Below are 566 nucleotides of genomic sequence, written 5' to 3'. Positions count from 1 at the left end.
GCCAGCGCCTGCTCCATGGCAGCGCGTTGCGAGGCGCCGACCGTGACCTGCACGATGCGCTCCTTGCGCGGCTCCTTTTCACCGCTGAACTGAATGTTGTATTGGATCAGCACGGGATTGTTGCGGTTGTCGAGGAAATAGAAATCGCCCTGAGCGGATTTCTGCCCGTTTTTGAATTGCCCCTGGGCGTGGACCGTTGGCACATCGACCTCGTTTTTGTCGACCATGACCTTCATCATCACGCGCGGCTCCGCCAGGGAGAGCTGTCCTTGCATGCTGTGCAGCGCGTCGTCGTAGATCAGCGCCGAATTGGCGTGCCCCGAGGTCCTCAATTCGTCGAGGACGGCACCCGAGGTACCAAGCGACGTCGTGTTGGGAATGACCAGCGGCATCTTGTTGCCGAAACCCAGGACGATCGTTCGGGCCGAGGTCCGGTCCGCGACCACCTGGCGCCGTTTCGCCAAGGCGCCGCGTGAACTCGCATAGTCGATATCAATGTTGGCTGTCGTGACGTCGGCGAATTTGATCCACGATTCAGCATCGGGACCATAGGCGTTGCCCCAGGC

At 60.6% G+C, this 566-nt stretch carries 1 protein-coding gene; it reads right to left on the bottom strand.

Annotated features, from left to right (window positions below):
* On the bottom strand, positions 1 to 566 hold a 566-nt coding region (locus tag ACWGS9_RS35220; RefSeq protein ID WP_454509482.1), incomplete at both ends, for a hypothetical protein.

Source organism: Mesorhizobium sp. Arg314, from assembly GCF_053714275.1.
The sequence above is the reverse complement of the archived record's forward strand: the minus strand, read 5'-3'. Positions and strand labels throughout refer to the sequence as shown.